Genomic DNA, 17,284 nt, shown 5'->3' on the forward strand with positions numbered 1-17,284 from the left:
GATTCAGACATACACAAAAAACCAGGGATTATTGTGGATTTAATATTTTTTAACTGTTTTCTAATTGCGATCGGGTGATTTCGCTCAATTTTCCATTGAGAAACTGATATTCCTTGGTCGATGGTTGACCCAAGCACTTTAAACACCAGGCAAATAGCGTCCTCAAAGATGCACAGGTGTCAGGATTGGACAAAACTTTTTCTAAATCAAGCTTCTGTAAAATTTTACCCCCATCTTTTTTTTCGTCAAAACCCGGATATCGTTGTTTTAAATCACCTTTGGGATTGCGGATCGTTTCGACATCTCCCTGATAATCTGTTAAAGACGTTCCCAACACCGCATTAATAGCCTGAGCATCAGCAAAATAGTAAGCTTCCAGCATATTCACCAAAAAATGAACCGAAGCACGATATTTTTGGTCTGGTGGTAATATATCCAGGGCATTTCGGTATAGATCAAAAACCGCTTGTCCTTGAGACTTGCGACTATGTTCTAGGTCGTCCACCACGATCGCATAGGTGTTTGATTGATTCAGATATTGCTTCGCAGGCCATGTAATTTCCTTTTCATCTTTGCTGGGGATTTTTTTGTCTTGAACTCCCGTAACTGTTAGCTTTTGCTTCCGATCCGTTCTCGGATCTAGCTGTGGTATTCGCCGGATAACTTCAAAAGAACAACTACCTAGATCCATCAACGTTTTGAATAACTTTGGCAAGTAGATTTCTTCCGTTTCTCCAGTAAAGATTAATCCGAACTTAACATAGCGATAAGGTTGAGCGGGGGTGGTTGATTGACTGGTCATTTCCGGGACTCCTGAAACCGAGGCTTACTTTGAGCCGCAACCATTTCAGCCATATACAGTGAACCCGTATCATAATCTGCGAGCAAATCTTGAATATCTTCTATTTCATTGACCCGTTTTATGATTGTCCGACCCAATTCGTCAACCTCCGCAGTTAAGATATTCTCTGCTTCAAATTGACTAATGAGGACGGGGGAATGTGTGGCAATAAAAACCTGCTTATGCCACTGTTCAGTAGCCAACTTTACCGCTTTAGCAAAAACCGCTAATGCCCAGGGATGCAGAGATATTTCTGGCTCATCAAATAAAATTATAGTGCGGTTGTCACCTTCGGAAAATAAAGCAGTAAGATTCAGTAGCATCTGAATATGACCATCAGAAACTCCTGATGCAAATATTGGCTGCCGACGTTTTTTTTCTACAAAGTTTCCATAAACAGATCGCGGCCCAGTTTGCTTAATAAACATTCCATTAAATGATGGAAAACTTTCTTTCATAAACTGGACAATTGTATTGTAGCGCTCGTCAATTTCCCGGAGATCGTGTAAGTTTCTCAACACCGACCACAAGTTATCTCCCCGCTCTTGTAATCTTTCTCCATAATCTGATTCAGAACCGAATCTTTTAATTTTATATAAGGAAGCTGATCGGGAATGATAAAAACGCACGTTGCGAAGCAAGTTATCTACATCAGCGGCAGCCGGATCGCTTTCTTCAAACGCTACATAACTTGTTAAAGCGAGTTTTTCCGGTTTTTTTAAAATTTTTGAAACTAATTTACCACTACTAAATTGATAAAATTCAGCCTGGTTACTGCCGATTTCTCTATTAATTAAACAGAGATTTTTTTCTTTAGAATATAGTTTTTCCCCCACAAAAGGTTCGATTCTACCGGCAGAATACCCAAATAACACTTGATACTTACTGGATTCTGTCTCGATCGCGATTGCAATATTCTCGTAATTTTCGGACCCATCCCAGAGCAAACCAATCCCATGATCTCTATCGGCAGAAGCTAAATCCACCCCTCGGATGGCACAGTCGCGGATAAACCAGATTGTATCCAATAAACTAGATTTTCCTGAGCCATTTGGTCCAAAAAAAAGATTCAGACAATTGGTTTTAATCCGCAGGTTGACCAGGGAGCGAAAATTATTAATTTCAATACAATCTAATTGATTAGACATCATCAATATTTTTTTACTGCCAACAAATGAGAGGTAATTTTGTAGTGATTTATCGGGTGGGCAATGCCCACCCTCCCTTTTAACTAACCAATACCTTTTGATGAACTTCTGCCGCAACTTTGGCTAATCGCTGCATCCCGGTGGTGAGTTCTTCATCGGTGGCGGTTAAACTAATCCGAATACATTGTTGAGTATGGGGCCAATCTTCGCGCAAACCAGGGAAGAATGAACTACCAGGCACCACAATCACGCCGACTTTTTTCAGTTCTTGATAGAATTCCCAATCGGTCATGGGTAACTCTGGCAACCATAACCAGGAAAAGATCGCCCCTTCTCCACGGTGGAGACACCAAGGCAAATCTTTAGGCATGGCTTGATCTAGGGTATTTTCGACGACGGTGAATTTTTGCTGGTAATGAGGGCGAATTACGGTTTCGGCAATATCCGCTAGTGTACCAGAGGCGATCGCCCGAGCCGCGATCGCCTGACCGTAGCGGGGGGAGTGAATACACATATTCGTCTGGAAACATTCCAGCACTTGAATCATCTCCGGATCGCCGATCGCAATCCCAATCCGTTCTCCCGGTAATCCCGCCTTAGATAAACTAATACAGTGGATGATATTCTCACCCATAATTGGGGTCATATCGGTAAAATTCAAAGCTGGGTATGGGGGAGCATAAGCAGAATCCACCAACACCGGCACATTATATGGCGCTGCCAGGGCTGCAATTTTTTCCACTTCCTCCTGAGTCAGCACATTTCCCGTGGGATTACAAGGACGGGAAAAAATCACGCAGCCGGTATTTTCATCAATCGCAAGCTGACTAAAATCGGGACGGTACTTAAACCGATTGGCTTTTTCATCAATATCCAAAGTGGGTTTATAGGCGATCAAAGCCTCTGGCACCAACGTCACCCCGCCATATCCCGTATAGTCAGGACTCAAGGGCAGGACAATTTTTTTCAGTTGACTGCCATCAGCGGTATAGCCCCCAAACGCATTCGCCGCATAAAAATAAATCGACTGACTGCCCGGAGTAATTAAAATATTGTTGTTGGACAGGTTCAACCCATAGCGGCGGTTAAAATCATCCCGGACGGCTTCGATAAACGGCTGATATCCTTGGCTGGCGCCGTAGCGACAAACCACCTCCCCATATTCCGAAGCCACTGCGGTCTTGGGGTCTCCCCAAGTAGAGCAAGTGGCGTGACTAGCCAACAAATCGGCAGTACAATCGCGCCATAGTTGCTCAACTTCCGGCAAAATCACCGGGTTGCCAGCGCTGAGATTAATAAATTCCTGCCCCTTCCCAGCACGGAGCGTTTCTACGATATCTTTCATGATTGCCCGCACTCCAGTTAAGTGGGACATTTGGGCGCCAATTTTACTCAGGGCAGGATTCATAGGACTTAAAGATATAAAGGACAAAAGAAGTTTATTTTTGTATTGTAACTACGGGACTCAGAACGGTTCAAGCCTCGACCCGATCGGGGGTTTCAGGGAGCAGCCCATAAAAGTCAACCAGAAAAACATGGTTCTCTTTTCCACCTCCGGGTCTTTATCGAGTGCCTGACTCGGTTAATTTTCTATTATATTTTAAGGAATACAGTAGATTAAGAATTTTTAACTTTTTTATTTAAACTGTATGTTGTGGGGCTGAAGTTTCCGGTTAGCGCCGAGAAAAGCTGCCATTAAAAGGTGCGATTAATGGGATTCGCCCCTAAGCGCGATCGCTTCACCCGCCCCTTGACTGCACCATCAGTTTGACCACAATCCTTGTGTTAAGATATTAGGCCGAACTTAAAGGGTCTTCAGTCTATTTCCACCAATCATATAGATGCCAAAATCTCTATGTCAGGATTTTTAAATATTTAAACCGGGTAATTAACCATTAAATTCACATAATTTCAACAAAAAATCTTTTCTTGATTAAAATGCCCTAAAAATTAGATATAACGATTCACTTTCACCGCCTCACCTAGCACAAAAGACGATATAATCTGGTCTACAACAGGGCAAAAATCTGCCAAAAAACGCAACAATAAATTTCCTGAAACTCAGGATTGCTAATCAAGGTGATGAATCCATGAAAGCTGTCGAAAAACTCAAAGCAAAGTTACCAATTACCCTCAAACCTTTAGCGGAAATTGCCTATAACTATTGGTGGAGTTGGACTCCAGAGCGCATTTCCCTATTTCGGAACATCGATCCAGAAACATGGCAAAAGTGTAATCATAATCCGGTTGCCTTGTTACGATTTGCTGACCAAGTGCGCTTGAGTCAGCTTGCCAACGATCCGATTTATATCAAACGAGTCACGTCCGTCTTCAAGCAATTTCAGCGTTACATGAGTGAGGCGGATACCTGGGCATCTCGCGTGGCTCCGCAAATTTCACCCACCAGTCCCGTGGCTTACTTTTGCGCGGAATTTGGCATCCATGAATCCCTGCCCATTTACTCTGGAGGCTTGGGCATATTAGCCGGAGACCATCTAAAATCCGCCTCGGATTTAGGGGTGCCCCTGGTAGCGGTGGGTTTGATGTATCGCCAGGGCTATTTCCGGCAACGCATCAACCGTCATGGCTGGCAAGAAGATTATTATGTGGATAACAATTTTGAACTTATGCCTCTGGAGTTGATGGTCAACTCACAAGGACACCCCATAACCGTTGAAGTGGAAATTCGTCAACGTCTGGTGAAAATTCAAATTTGGCGAGCCCAGGTGGGACGAGTCAATCTCTATTTATTAGATACTGACCGCGAAGATAATGATTTGGTTGACCGTTGGCTGACCGGCCATTTGTATGGTGGGAATGCAGAAACCCGCATTGCTCAAGAATTTATCCTGGGAATTGGGGGTTTCCAAGCTTTAAAAGCTGTGGGAATTGAGCCTGCTATTTGTCATTTGAATGAAGGCCATGCGGCGTTTTGCACTTTGGAAGCAGCGCGGCAAGAAATGCTGAAAACGGGTAAGTCTTTCTATGAAGTGGAAGCGACGGTGCGCGATCGCTGTGTGTTTACCACCCATACCCCAGTTCCTGCTGGCCATGATGTGTTTTCTCGTGACCTAATTGAGTCCTATTTTTCCCGTTATTGGACAAAATTAGGTTTATCGGAAGATCAGTTTATGGCCTTGGGCGCCCGTCGCCTGGACGATCCCTGGGAACCTTTCGGCATGACGGTGCTGGCATTGCGGATGTGTCGTACTGCCAATGGCGTCTCAGCCCTGCATGGGGAGGTTTCTCGGAAAATGTGGCATATTCTCTATCCCCAGGGTTCCGTGGATCAGGTGCCTATTGGCCATATTACCAATGGGGTTCATGCTCGCACTTGGACGGCGCCTCTGCTAGATGACCTTTATACAGAATACCTGGGTCAAGACTGGTCAAGTAAAATTGCCGATCCGCAAATGTGGGCGAATGTGGAGCAAATTCCCGATCAAGAACTCTGGTGGCGGCACCTGATGCTGAAAGATTACTTGATTGCCCATACGCGGGCTAAACTCAAGCAAGCCCGCAAAGAACGGGGTGAAGATCAGTTTTGGATTGATGCCATAGACCGAATGCTCGATCCAAATGTGTTGACCATTGGTTTTGCCCGTCGATTTAGTACCTATAAGCGCGGTTATCTGTTGCTACGAGATATCGAGCGATCGCTGGCAATTTTGGGCAACCCCGATCGCCCAGTGCAGCTAATCTTTGCCGGGAAAGCCCATCCCGCTGATGAAGAAGGCAAGCGGATTTTGCAACGGTTGTTTGATTGGTCTCGCAACCACGAACAATTGCGCGATCGCGTGGTGATTATCCCCGATTACGATATGTACACCGCCCGGAAATTGGTGCAAGGGGTGGATGTGTGGCTGAATACCCCCCGTCGTCCCCTGGAAGCATCGGGCACCAGCGGCCAAAAAGTCTGCTTCAACGGGGGGATTAACTGTAGCGTCCTCGATGGTTGGTGGTGTGAAGGCTACCAAGCAGGCCCCGATGGCAAGGGAATTAATGGGTGGGCGATCGGGGAAGATGCCCATACCACCGACCAAGAACTCCAGGATAAAATCGACTCCGAAGCCCTCTACAAGTTATTAGAAGAGGAAATTGTCCCGTTGTACTATGACCGAGATGCCAACGGCATTCCTCATGGCTGGATTCAGATGATGAAAGCCTCCATCAAAACCAACGGCCCATTATTTAACACCGATCGCATGATTGCCGATTATGTGGCTAAAGTCTATGCACCGGGTATCGCAACTAATGTAGAGTCAATTCGAGCCAGCGTTTTGGCATAAACTGGTCTATCTGTAAGGGCGGCGATCAAGAAGAGAGAATAGAGGAGAGAGAATAGAGAATAGAGAATAGAGAATTCTCTTTCCTCTCTCCTCTTTCCTGGTTTTATGTAAGAGTGTTGAGGTGGGATATAGTTGATATGATTATGAGTGGTGATCGCATATATGCTCCTAGTTTATATTTTTATGGGTTTGAGTTAAAAAATGAGGGCAAGCCCGTAGAAACACAGCAGATTTATCAACATGGTGAAAAATTGTTAAACCAAAGCCACTGCGGTGCGCCGTCGGGTTCCGTAGGCGCCAGAGCAAGTGGCGTATTAAAATCACCGCCAGAAACGCCCCAGAATACGTCAGAAACAACACAGGAAAACCCAAATATGCTGAGGTTTTTCTATGAGATGACTCCCCAAAAGAGTCAGTCTCGCTTTGCTCACAAGATTAAAATCCGGGAAAAAGACTATCCGGTCTGGGGATATGCTAACTATCAAGAAATCGATCAAAGTTATGGGTTGTGGTTTAATCTGCATATTCCTGAACGGGAAGCAGGTTCGGGAAAGTTACTAGAAGTGCCCATAGAAATTTTCCGGGAATTCAGCCAAAACTATCCGTTAATTATTGACCGGAAACATGAGAATAATACTGAGGATAATACTGAGGGTAATTTAGAGAATTTTATCGGCCAAACTTTGTTGGTTACGAGTTTATTGACTCCCGAACAAAAGTTGCAAGCCAAAACTGACCAGAAATATTTAAAATCCTTGAGCGATCTCGTTTTAAGTGAGCTTTTGACTGCCATTGAAATCAAACCGTCATTTAAAGGGGAAGGTAGACTGCTAGGTTCTCCAGTTTTTGAATATGGTCTCACTGCTAATGTCACCACGATTCCCCATATCTTAATTTGGTTTTTAGTCGAGAGGCAAATCGAACAAGTTTATCAAAAATGTCAAAGAGAATTTTTTCAGTTATTTTTTTATAGCCATCAGATCGTAGCAGTGGCTGTCGAAAGCGAAAAAAAGCATGATTTAATTGCTGAAGCTTATCATAATATTCATAATCATATTTCACAAATGGAAAGGATTGGCTTTGACAAAAATGGATGCTCAAATCAGGTTTTAGAGTGTTTGTGGAATCAATTCGGCAACTTTCCCCAATTGGCTTTAGGCTATGCCGAATTATTAAGAGATTTAGAAACTTTACAGGAAGCGATCGCCTTCAGCCGCGATCGATATCAACAAACGTTGCAGCGGATCGATTCATTAGGAATTAAAGATGAATCATCGGTGAAATTTTTGTCCCGATTTATCCAAAAAGATGCTGAAATTTGTCAAAAAAAGCTCCAAAGTCATGTCAACAAGTTTAAACCCGGACAATTCTTGTTAGATCAAACTATTTCCTCTATGCGGGGCTTAATAGAATTAGCTCAATTGCAACGACGAAGGCGTTTAGAAACTCAACTGCAAGCCTTAGCCGCTGGGTTAGGAATGGCAGGAATCATCGCTGCCAGTCTTCTCTATATCATCGTCCCGGATCGAGCTTTAATTATACCATTAATCAATCTATCCGTCCATCCATTTTTCGCCAGCGTTATCTTGAGTCTGGCAATGGGTTTTGGGACTTTTTCGAGCGTTTATAAATATTTAAGTAAACCTTAAAAACCCTTAGAAACAGAATAGTTTCACTAACTCGCGCAAACCTCTGGGGATATGGAGATTTACTAAGTAAATCTGATGCAGTAAATTAGAGTAAGTTCTAGAAACTTATAGAAACTTATAGTAAGTTATAGAAACGGTTATAGAAGATATCGATATCTGCGGATTTTTTGGTGCTGAAAAAATTTAGCAACCAAGGAAACGCCCCAAAACTGACCTAAAATAAATTCAGAACTAAAAAATAAAAAAAACTTATTGCTGTTCTGATAATTTAAAAAGCTGTTCATATGATTTAAAAATTTGAATCCCGGATCGTAAACATATCGCTTGAATCGCGGTATGCTAAAAATGCCCTTTAAGGTGTTTTGCTTTTGGTGAACCTAAAGCAGAAAAAATAGTCAAGTTAAACGCTTATTTTTTTCCTGCTAAGTTTTCCAGAGCAGGGAAGAAGTAAATTATCTCTCTATGTCCTCCTCTAACACCACTCACTATATGTCTGATTGTTTCATGTTGTTCCCACGATCGCTAACGGGAAAATCAACCAAAAAACCCCCCGCGAGTTCACGGCCTTTTCCCGGGCTGAAAATAGCTTCCTCCCTGGGCCTGGCGTTCTTAACTGCCATCATCACCACCGCCCTACCCTCGCAGCAAGCCCAAGGGGTAATGCGTCCCACCTGCCAACTGTCCGCAGACGAAGTGGCAAAGAAAAATGACCTGCGGCAGGCAGCAGTTGCCGGGGACAGCCAAGCCCAGCAGGAATATGATGCCCTCTTACAAACACAAGCAGAACGGCTGAACACTTGTCGTAATCAGAACTGGCCGAAAAATCAAGCAATTTGGTTGCGGTTATATCCCTGTGATGCCAGACCCGGAAACCTCGACGCTCTTTTGGATCGAATCGTCAATAAAGGATATAACCAGGTATATGTAGAAACCTTCTATGATGGTCAAGTCTTGCTGCCCGTATCTGACAATCCTACTCCTTGGCCTTCGGCGATTAGAACTCCTGGATTAGAAAACCTAGACCTCCTGGCAGAAGTGATTAAAAAAGGCCGCCAGCGGGGACTGAAAGTTTACGCTTGGCACTTCACTATGAATTTTGGCCACACTTATGCCCAAGACCCTATGCGACAGTCTGCCCTAGCTATGAATGGTCAGGGTCAACACACCATGAATATCAGCCAGGAATTAGGACTTCATAGTCAGGCAGAGTCTCAGGAGAGTCATGTCTTTATCGATCCTTATAGCCCCCAAGCTAGGCAGGATTACGCCTTAATGATTTCAGAAGTTCTCGATCGCCAGCCCGATGGAATGTTGTTTGACTATGTGCGTTACTTGCGAGGTGTCGGATCCGCGTCCGTGGTCAGCAATGTACAGCAACTTTGGATTTATTCTCAAGCTTCCCGAGAAACTCTTTATCAAAGGGCATTGAATCAGAAAGGCAGGGAGTTGATTCGCCGGTTTGTTGCTAATGGTACGGTGACAACCCAGGATATTGCTGATGTTAACCAGTTGTATTCCGGTGAAGGCGAACCCTTGTGGCAAGGGCGTTCGGTCGTTGCCACCAAAACCGTGGCTACCCCAGAACAGCTTCAATCCCAGTTGCAATGGGAATTGTGGTATCTGAGTGTAGCCCATGCGGTGCAGGGAATTTTGGATTTTGTAGCTTTAGCGATCGAGCCGATAGAGGCGCAAGGTTTACCTGCCGGGGCGGTGTTTTTCCCAGGAGGAAATCGCCCTGTGGGAGAGCGGGGTTATGATTCTCGGTTGCAGCCGTGGGATAGATTTCCTGCCAGTATGGAGTTCCATCCGATGGCTTATGCTAATTGTGGGAAAACTCAATGTATTGTGGATGAAATCCAGCGCGTGGTGTCGATGGCGTCCCCGCAAACGAGAATTATTCCCGCTTTAGCGGGAGACTGGGGTAAGTCGATTAAGGATCGTCCCAGTTTAGAGGCGCAAATGGATGATATCTATCGTCGATTGGGTAATCGAATTGATTCGGTCAGCCATTTTGCTTATGCGTGGCAGGAGCCTGAGTCCGAGCGCGATCGCAAGTTTTGTAATTCTAATTAACTGGTTACAGCTTAATGTAGGGGCGAAGCATTCCCGCCGATAATTTATGGTTAGAAGCGTAAATTTTTTACGGGAATGCTTCGCCCCTACGGATATACTGATTCTAAAGCCTGTTTAAATGCCGCCGCCTTTTTAAAATAAATATGCCCTCGATCGCCTAAAGCCAAATCCACCAACTCTGCCAAAGCCTTGGGGATACCTGGGTGGCGATCGCCAATTGGCACTGGTTCTGTTTGTAGCACCGTCAACCAAGGATTTTCGCCAACAAAATTGCGAACAAAACGACCAGTCAGCATAAAATATAAGCAAGCTGCTGCTGTCCACACATCCAACTCAGCCTGTACGCATCTAAAATCAATAGCTTGTTGACGGCAAATAAAAATCGGTTGACGAGGTTTAATTCCCGTCATAGTTAAACCCCCCAAACCTGCCAAATCAAACGCCTTATCTAAAGCATAATCACTCAGCTTAACTCGGATTTTTACTTCTTGGGGCGTATTAGGCTTTACACCAGATAATACACCAGATAATACACCAGATAATACACCAGATAAAAAGATGTTTGCTGGTTTCAAAGTTCCATGAAACAAACCCTTACCATCACTCAAAACGTTCGCTTGTTTTCCAAATGGCACATCCAGATGATGAGCATAATCCAGACCGTCCAGCACTTGAAAAATAATTTCTAGGGATTTTTCTACTGATAAACATTTTCCTTGTTGCTGCATCAGTTTAATTACATTTTCCCCAGGGCAATGTTCAAGGATTAGGAAAAACTGTCCGCCCCAATAGCCGTAGTCAATGAGTTGGATTATGTTGGGGTGACGCAACTTTTTCAGGTTTTCTAAGTCCCGCAGGAAGGAGGCGATTTTTTCCCATTGATTCCCGGACTGCTTCCCGGACTGAGGTTGCAGCACTTTCAAAGCCATAATTTGCCCGGTTTCATTGTGACGAATTGAGTGTACTTGACTGGTGCGTCCCCGACCCAAAACATCCAAAATAGTATAGCCTTCAATTGTCGGTAATATTGGTAATCCCGATGAATTATTGGCCGAATCGTTGGGCAAATTAAAGAATAAATTGCCTTTTATTGATGAATTTAAATTCAAAAAATTTTGATCAATATTCTCTTTTGACGGTTTACTATTAATCAAAACTGCGAAAGATGTGTAACCAAGTTTAAAGCGATCGCCATCATTCAGTTTCATTTCATACTTGATATTTCCTGCGACAGTATCTTTGATATCTTTACCCAGAATTTGGCCATTCACAAAAGTGCCATTTTTGCTATTTAAATCGCGAATTCTAATAGAAAAAGGTGGGTTAACATCTAACAAACAGTGATAGCGAGAGACTGTTTGATGACTGGAGTCGTTGGGAAGAAGCGGAATACAGCCTTGACCCCGACCAATTACGCAAGTAGTGCGACTATTAAAATGAAACTTTTGTCCTTTCAATGGACCTGATTCGATTACTAAAGTAATCGCGTCAGGGTAGGTGGGGTGCGGGGAAGCGGGGGTGCCGGGGATCCGGGGATCCGGGGATCCGGGGAGCAAAAGCCCCTCATCCGACGGCGGGCCGATCATCCGACCGCGGGTCCCTCTGCCGACGGCGGGTTCCTCTGCTCCTCTGCCGATGGCGGGCTCCTCTTTTGACACACTTTCTGGGGCGTAATAAGTTAGCTGAGTTCCTTCATATTCTAACTCCGAGTAGGAAATTTCAGCGATAAAGGGAGATAACCACTGCCAATTAGCGGCCATTGCTTCTAATTGAGTTTTCAACCCTTCTGGTTCTAACCAACCGTAACCACTCCACGAGAGAATGCGGAGTAGTTGTTGAAAATCTGCCTCTGTCCAGGTGGGTATTTCCTCTGAGGAATTTTCCTCACTATTTTCCCCTACCTCGGTTCCTGGGATATGGGTTCCTGGGATATGGGTTCCTGGGGTGTGTAAAGTTAGAAACACTTCTAGGTAGGGGCGGGCGGCTTCATCCCAAGGTGCTGGGTCGCGGTTTTCTAGTTCCCAGTCCAGCGACCAAAGTTTTAGGGTCATAGCGCTGCTACAGAGAGCATAACGGCCGTCTGCACTTAAAGAAACACTTAGGGGGGAAACACTTAGGGAAACGTCGCCCCCAGAACTGGGTATTCTCATAAAGGTATGCAGACATTGACGATTAGCTACTTGCCAAACTTTTACGGTTTGGTCTTGACTGGCAGAGAGGGCGTAGCGACCTTCTTGGGTTAGGCAAACAGAAGTTACTTCAGCGGTGTGTCCTATGAGGGTTTGCAGGCACTTTGACTGATGGAGGTGCCACAGTCTGAGGGTTTTATCGGTGCTGCCGGTGAGAGCGATCGCACCGTCGGCGCTGATTTGCAGGGAAGTAATGCTGCCTTGATGACCTTTAAAAGTCCGCAGACATTTTTGCTGACGTAAATCCCAAACCTTGAGGGTTGTATCGGCGCTGCCAGAGAGGAGGTAGCGACCGTCAGGACTGGGATATATGCAGTTAACTGCTCCGTAGTGACCTTTGAGGGTATAGAGACATTTGCCCGTGGCGATATCCCAAAGTTTGATAGTGCGATCGCTACTTCCAGAGATAACATAGAGTCCATCGGCACTAAAGCTTACGGAATTAACTGCATCCTGGTGGCCGGTTAGGGTACAAAGACATTTGCCCGTGGCCACTTCCCAGAGTTTCACGGTTTTATCCGCACTACCAGAGAGGGCGGTGGAGTTATCTGAACTTAAGCTTAAGCTTCGCACTTGGTCTTTGTGACCGACGAATTCCCGATCGCCTCCGACCGCCCTACTCGGTGCTTCGTCGGTAGATTCGCCGCTACAGCAACGCTCATCAACGCTGAACATTCCCACAAAAGACTTATCTAAACTTCCAGCAAAAAGGGCGATGCGACCGTCAGCACTCAGAACAGCGGGGCCAATAGTACTACTGTGTTCTGCCAGGGTAATTTCTTCAGCAGCGGCAACAAATGATTTTTTCGGCAAGTGGAAAATCCTGTATTTTTTAGACTGTCTAGGGATGCTCTTGTGCTCTTGTGTTCTTGTGTTCTTGTGCTCTTGTGCTCTTGTGCTCTTGTGTGGGGGAGCGGGGGAGCCGCCATCGAGCGGAGGAGCCGCCAATCGAGCCGGGGAGCCGCCATCGAGCAAAAGCCCCTCATCCCCTCTGCCTCTTATCCCCTCATCCCCTCTACCCCGGTGTGGGGTGCAGAGGAGCTTTGTCGCGATCGCGGGAGTTTGGGGGGGGCGAATATACCAGAGTTTCAGGGTATGATCCATGCTGCCTGAGAGGGCTATTTGCCCGTCAGGACTCAAGCACAGGGAAGTAATAGCGCCATTGTCACCTTCAAAGGTGCGTAAACAACGTCCGTTTTCCAGATGCCAGAGTTTCAAGGTATGGTCGGAACTGGCGGACAAAGCGTAGTTGCCATCAGGGGTTAGGCAGACCGAAGTAACTTCATCCCCGTGACCGAACATGGTTTGTAGGCAATCCCCGGTAGAAAGTTGCCAGAGTTTTAGGGTGCGATCGCGGCTGCCGGACAGAGCATAGTCACCATTATTGCTGAAGCATACGGAGGTGACTTCTCGCTGATGACCGTGGAGAGTTTGCCGACAAATTCCCGTATCAACCTCCCAGAGTTTAATGGTTTTATCCAGACTGCCAGAGAGGGCATAAGAGGGGGCATGGGAGGGGGCATTGCTATTTAAGGCTAAAGCAAGGACATCTCCTTTGTGACCAACAAAACTACGCAGACATTCGCCGGTTGACATATGCCATAAACTAAAGCGATCGCCACTACTGGAGAGGGCGAAAACCCCGTTGGCACTGAGAGCTATGGTAAAGATTTCCTGTTGGCCTTCCTGTTGGCCTTCCTGTTGGCCTTCCTGTTGGCCTTCCTGTTGGCCTTCCTGTTGGCCTTCCTGTTCGCCAAAGTGCGGGTTGTGAGGAAAAATCCTCAGTGAGTTGCCGGAAATAACATCCCAAAGTCTCATGGTGCGATCCCAACTGGCAGAGAGAGCATACTTGCCATCAGCGCTAACGCAGACGCATTTAACTTCCTGGGTGTGACCGACGAAAGTGTGCAGACATTCGCCGGTGGCTACGGACCAAAGCTTAAAAGTGTGGCGATCGCTAGTGGACAGAAAGAAGCGACCATCGCCGGTAAAACAGACGGACGAAATCAAATTGGTGTGGTTAGGAATCTGGCGAATTAGTCCCATCAGCCCTTCGCCCCCGTAGCCCCGCGAGGAAGATGGGGGGGATGGGGAGGGTGGGGAGGATGGGGGGGATGGGGAGGATGGGGAGGAAAAAGGCTGCGGTAGAGGTTCACCTGAAGTAGTCGCTCCTACGCCTGCCCCTACGCCGCGTTCTAAATTAACCAGATTCAACAAATCATCTACCTGTTGACTATCATAGAAATCCCGGAGAGCTTCCAGCTTACTTATCAAAGTCACGTCATCAATTCGAGCGGTGCGCCAGAGAAACAAGCCCTGATTGTAGACCGACTCTAAATGAGCGGGGTTAATTTCCAGAGCCTTATCCCACAGTTGGAGAGCGCGAGGGAAAAAGCCCAAGTCTAGGGAACACAATGCTTTATTGTTGAGAGATGCCAGATAGTAGGTGGGATTTCGTTCCTTAGCCCAACTGACAAAATTATATGTACAGGTATGTTTACAGGGATAGGCAACCCCAGTAGAGAGCAGATAGATTTTTTCTAACTCTGAGGAAATTTCCTCAGAGGTGGGGCGATCGGTGGGGTTCTTGCGGAAACAGCGGCGCAACAACCAGCATAGTTCACTGGGCATTTGCGGACTGGGCATCTCACCGGGCGTTTGCGAACTGGGCATTTGGTCGGTGTTCCTACCAGACGAACCTGGGGAAAATGGGGAAAATTCCCCAGACTCCTGATAAGACTTCAAAGCTTGGGCAGCGGCGGATCCCGCAGACCAGGTGCGTTTTCCTTGGAACATTTCCAGAACCAACAGCCCCCAACTCCAACAATCCACAGTTGGGGTTAAAGACAAAGACTTGACTTGTTCTGGGGAAAAATAGGGATCGAAACAGAAATTATTGGATGGATCGCTTTGGGCAGAGGCACCGAGTCCCCAGAAAGTAACAAAGTCATTTAGTTTAACCAAACCATCAGGGCACAGGAGGAGATTTGCTGGACGAACCCCTTGATGAATTACGCCACTCCGGTGGATATAAGCCAGCGCCCAAGCGGATTTTATTGCTATGTCTAAAATTCTGGCCAAAACCGCGTTACTGGTTCCTTGGTACAACCTACCAGACCGAATTTCATCATCTAGGGTATTGCCAGTGACAAACTCGGTGAAGATGGCGAAACGGCTTTCACCGGCGAGTTCAAGATTTTTTGGGGGCAAGGAGCGCCCATAGAAGCAATTGACTAATAGCGGATGCCATGCCAAATCTGCCCAAGCTTTAACCCGGTCGGCGATGGAGCGATCGCCAAGGAAGACTTTCGGTTTAGGAACGCTCATTATCAGTTGGACATCCCAGCCCAGGTGCCTCACGTGATAACGCGTTCCCATACCAGGAGACTCAGGAGACTCAGGAGACTCAGAAGATTGGGTCTGCACTGCCAGAACTTCATATAGTCCCAGGAGAACATCGCCTACTTGCCAAGAATTAGAAAACTGTATTTCCATAGACCTATCAGACCTATCACTATAGCGGACGTAAGCATTACCAACCCACTACAACTTTTTACAAACAATCAACCTACCAATCAACCAGCCAATCAACCAGCCACCAGACTAACGATGAGCTTTTAGCAAAGCGTTTTTCAAATCAACCGCAGACTTAAGCTGAATTTCTGGGTTATCTACCAATGCCCAGTCAATAACTTTTGCCAGAGGTCTGGGGATATCGGGGCAACGTTTGGCGATCGCCACTGCCTCCGTAGTTAATACGGTCAAAAATGGATCTCTATTATGAGTAAAATCCCTAGGATAAGTGCCTGTAATCATGTAATAAAGACAAGCGGCGGCGGCCCAAACATCCACTGATCGTTCAGCATACTTAAAATTGAGAACTTGCTGCCGAGGCATAAAAAATGGCATTGACCCTTTAGTTCCCGTAAGACTTTGGCCGCTAAACCCAGCCAAGTCAAAAGACCGATCTAATCCAAAAACTCCCAGTTTGGCAAAACATATACCTCCTATATCAGTCAAGAAAAACTCACTTGGTTTTAAATTCCCGTGGACTAAACCAGCACTATGCCCATAGCTCAATCCCTCCAAAACCTGTAAAACAATGGCCACCGCTTCGTTCGGGGGTAATTTACCGCCTCGTTGAGCCATCAGTTCCTCAACATTGCCGCCGTTACAGAACTCTTCAACTAGGAAAAATAGCCCGTTGGCAAAACAGAAGTTTTTCAGTCGGACGAGGTTGGGATGCCTCAATAATTTGCTTTTTTCCATTTCTGCCAAAAACCAGTTTTGGGCTGATTCCTTGACTGCCACTTGTGGCACCATGATTTTCAGCGCTGATTTTTCTCCGGTGTTGGTGCGACGAATTAAGTGTACTTCCCCATATTTGTTACTGCTTGCTTTGCCCAAAGTTGTTTGAATTGCGTAACCTTGGCAGCACGAAGGGCGATCGCTCCCGGTTTGGCTGAGTAGTTGCTCCACAGTATCTCTGAGATTTATTGCTCGAAGAGGGGCACAGGAGCGGTTGTGTTCTGGTGCGGGGAAATTTCCCCCAGACAAGAGAGGAGATAGGCCGCCATCGGGAAGAGGAGCAGATGGGCCGCCATCGGCTTCTACGCTGACTCGGAAAACTGTGTTGCCTATTTTGATTTTATCCCCGTCGGTTAAGTCGTATTCGGGGAAGTTGAGCTTTGCTCCTTGTTGAGCAGTTTGATGGGGTTGCCGTTGGCCAATTTTTGCCCCGTTGACGAAGGTGCCGTTTTTGCTGCCAAAATCTCTGATTCGGATCGCGGGTGGGTTGATGTCCAGCAGGCAGTGATACCGAGAAATTGCCCGGTTGCTTCTGCGATCGGGGATTCTTGGGTGGCACTCCTGGGCTCGGCCAATAATACAAGTGGCGCGAGAATCAAACTCAAATATCTCTCCTTGGAGTTGACCTTGACTAATGGTCAGAATGACTTTTGCGTGCATGGGATTGTCGATTATGAGTAATAGAAGCCTCAGATGCTTCCCGATTAACGACGCAAGTCTATGCTAATTTTTTCTTAGCCGTGACAAAAAATAGGGGTTAACTACAGAAGCCGAAAACTTACCCAAT

General features: G+C 46.1%; 9 protein-coding genes and 1 pseudogene. 3 read left to right on the forward strand and 7 right to left on the reverse strand.

Features of this window, described 5'->3' with window-relative positions; genetic code table 11:
- Positions 1 to 49: 49 nt before the first annotated feature.
- From ABWT76_RS20785 to ABWT76_RS20795, 3 genes are all read right to left on the reverse strand, one after another.
- The gene (locus tag ABWT76_RS20785) at positions 50 to 802 is read right to left on the reverse strand and encodes a DUF4276 family protein (RefSeq protein ID WP_190878538.1); all 753 of its coding nucleotides are present in this window, start codon (positions 800 to 802) and stop codon (positions 50 to 52) included.
- Entirely contained in the window at positions 799 to 1,992 is a 1,194-nt protein-coding gene (locus ABWT76_RS20790; protein ID WP_199317358.1) for an AAA family ATPase, read from the reverse strand. The genes ABWT76_RS20785 and ABWT76_RS20790 overlap by 4 nt, the downstream gene beginning before the upstream one ends.
- Positions 1,993 to 2,068: 76 nt before the next feature.
- Positions 2,069 to 3,397 (reverse strand): valine--pyruvate transaminase, encoded by a 1,329-nt coding sequence (locus ABWT76_RS20795; protein ID WP_054465749.1) that lies wholly within the window; start codon positions 3,395 to 3,397, stop codon positions 2,069 to 2,071.
- Positions 3,398 to 4,079: 682 nt separating this feature from the next.
- Here ABWT76_RS20795 and glgP point away from each other — a divergent pair.
- The 3 genes from glgP (at position 4,080) to ABWT76_RS20810 (ending at position 10,000) form a co-directional block, all read left to right on the forward strand.
- A complete protein-coding gene (glgP, locus tag ABWT76_RS20800; protein WP_354634899.1) occupies positions 4,080 to 6,278 on the forward strand; it encodes an alpha-glucan family phosphorylase in 2,199 nt (732 codons plus the stop codon).
- A gap of 137 nt (positions 6,279 to 6,415) precedes the next feature.
- On the forward strand, positions 6,416 to 7,927 hold the full coding sequence (locus ABWT76_RS20805) for a hypothetical protein (protein ID WP_190878541.1): 1,512 nt from the start codon (positions 6,416 to 6,418) through the stop codon (positions 7,925 to 7,927).
- Positions 7,928 to 8,389: 462 nt separating this feature from the next.
- Complete coding sequence (locus tag ABWT76_RS20810; RefSeq protein WP_231636711.1) at positions 8,390 to 10,000, forward strand: family 10 glycosylhydrolase; 1,611 nt, start codon at positions 8,390 to 8,392, stop codon at positions 9,998 to 10,000.
- A gap of 86 nt (positions 10,001 to 10,086) precedes the next feature.
- On the opposite strand, the gene ABWT76_RS20815 is transcribed toward ABWT76_RS20810, so the two are convergent.
- The 4 genes and pseudogenes from ABWT76_RS20815 to ABWT76_RS20830 form a co-directional block, all read right to left on the reverse strand.
- Positions 10,087 to 13,785, reverse strand: a complete 3,699-nt coding sequence (locus ABWT76_RS20815; protein WP_354636428.1) for an FHA domain-containing protein — start codon at positions 13,783 to 13,785, stop codon at positions 10,087 to 10,089.
- A gap of 25 nt (positions 13,786 to 13,810) precedes the next feature.
- Positions 13,811 to 14,020: a PT domain-containing protein gene (locus ABWT76_RS20820; protein ID WP_082348808.1), complete on the reverse strand. Its 210-nt coding sequence runs from the start codon at positions 14,018 to 14,020 to the stop codon at positions 13,811 to 13,813.
- Positions 14,005 to 15,684: pseudogene (locus ABWT76_RS20825) on the reverse strand (protein kinase); the annotation flags it as partial. The pseudogene ABWT76_RS20825 and the gene ABWT76_RS20820, both read right to left, overlap by 16 nt.
- A 108-nt stretch (positions 15,685 to 15,792) precedes the next feature.
- Entirely contained in the window at positions 15,793 to 17,157 is a 1,365-nt protein-coding gene (locus ABWT76_RS20830) for a protein kinase (protein ID WP_054465745.1), read from the reverse strand.
- Between the last annotated feature and the right edge of the window lie 127 nt (positions 17,158 to 17,284).

The sequence above is a fragment of the Planktothricoides raciborskii GIHE-MW2 genome, from assembly GCF_040564635.1.
GTDB classification, from domain to species: domain Bacteria; phylum Cyanobacteriota; class Cyanobacteriia; order Cyanobacteriales; family Laspinemataceae; genus Planktothricoides; species Planktothricoides raciborskii.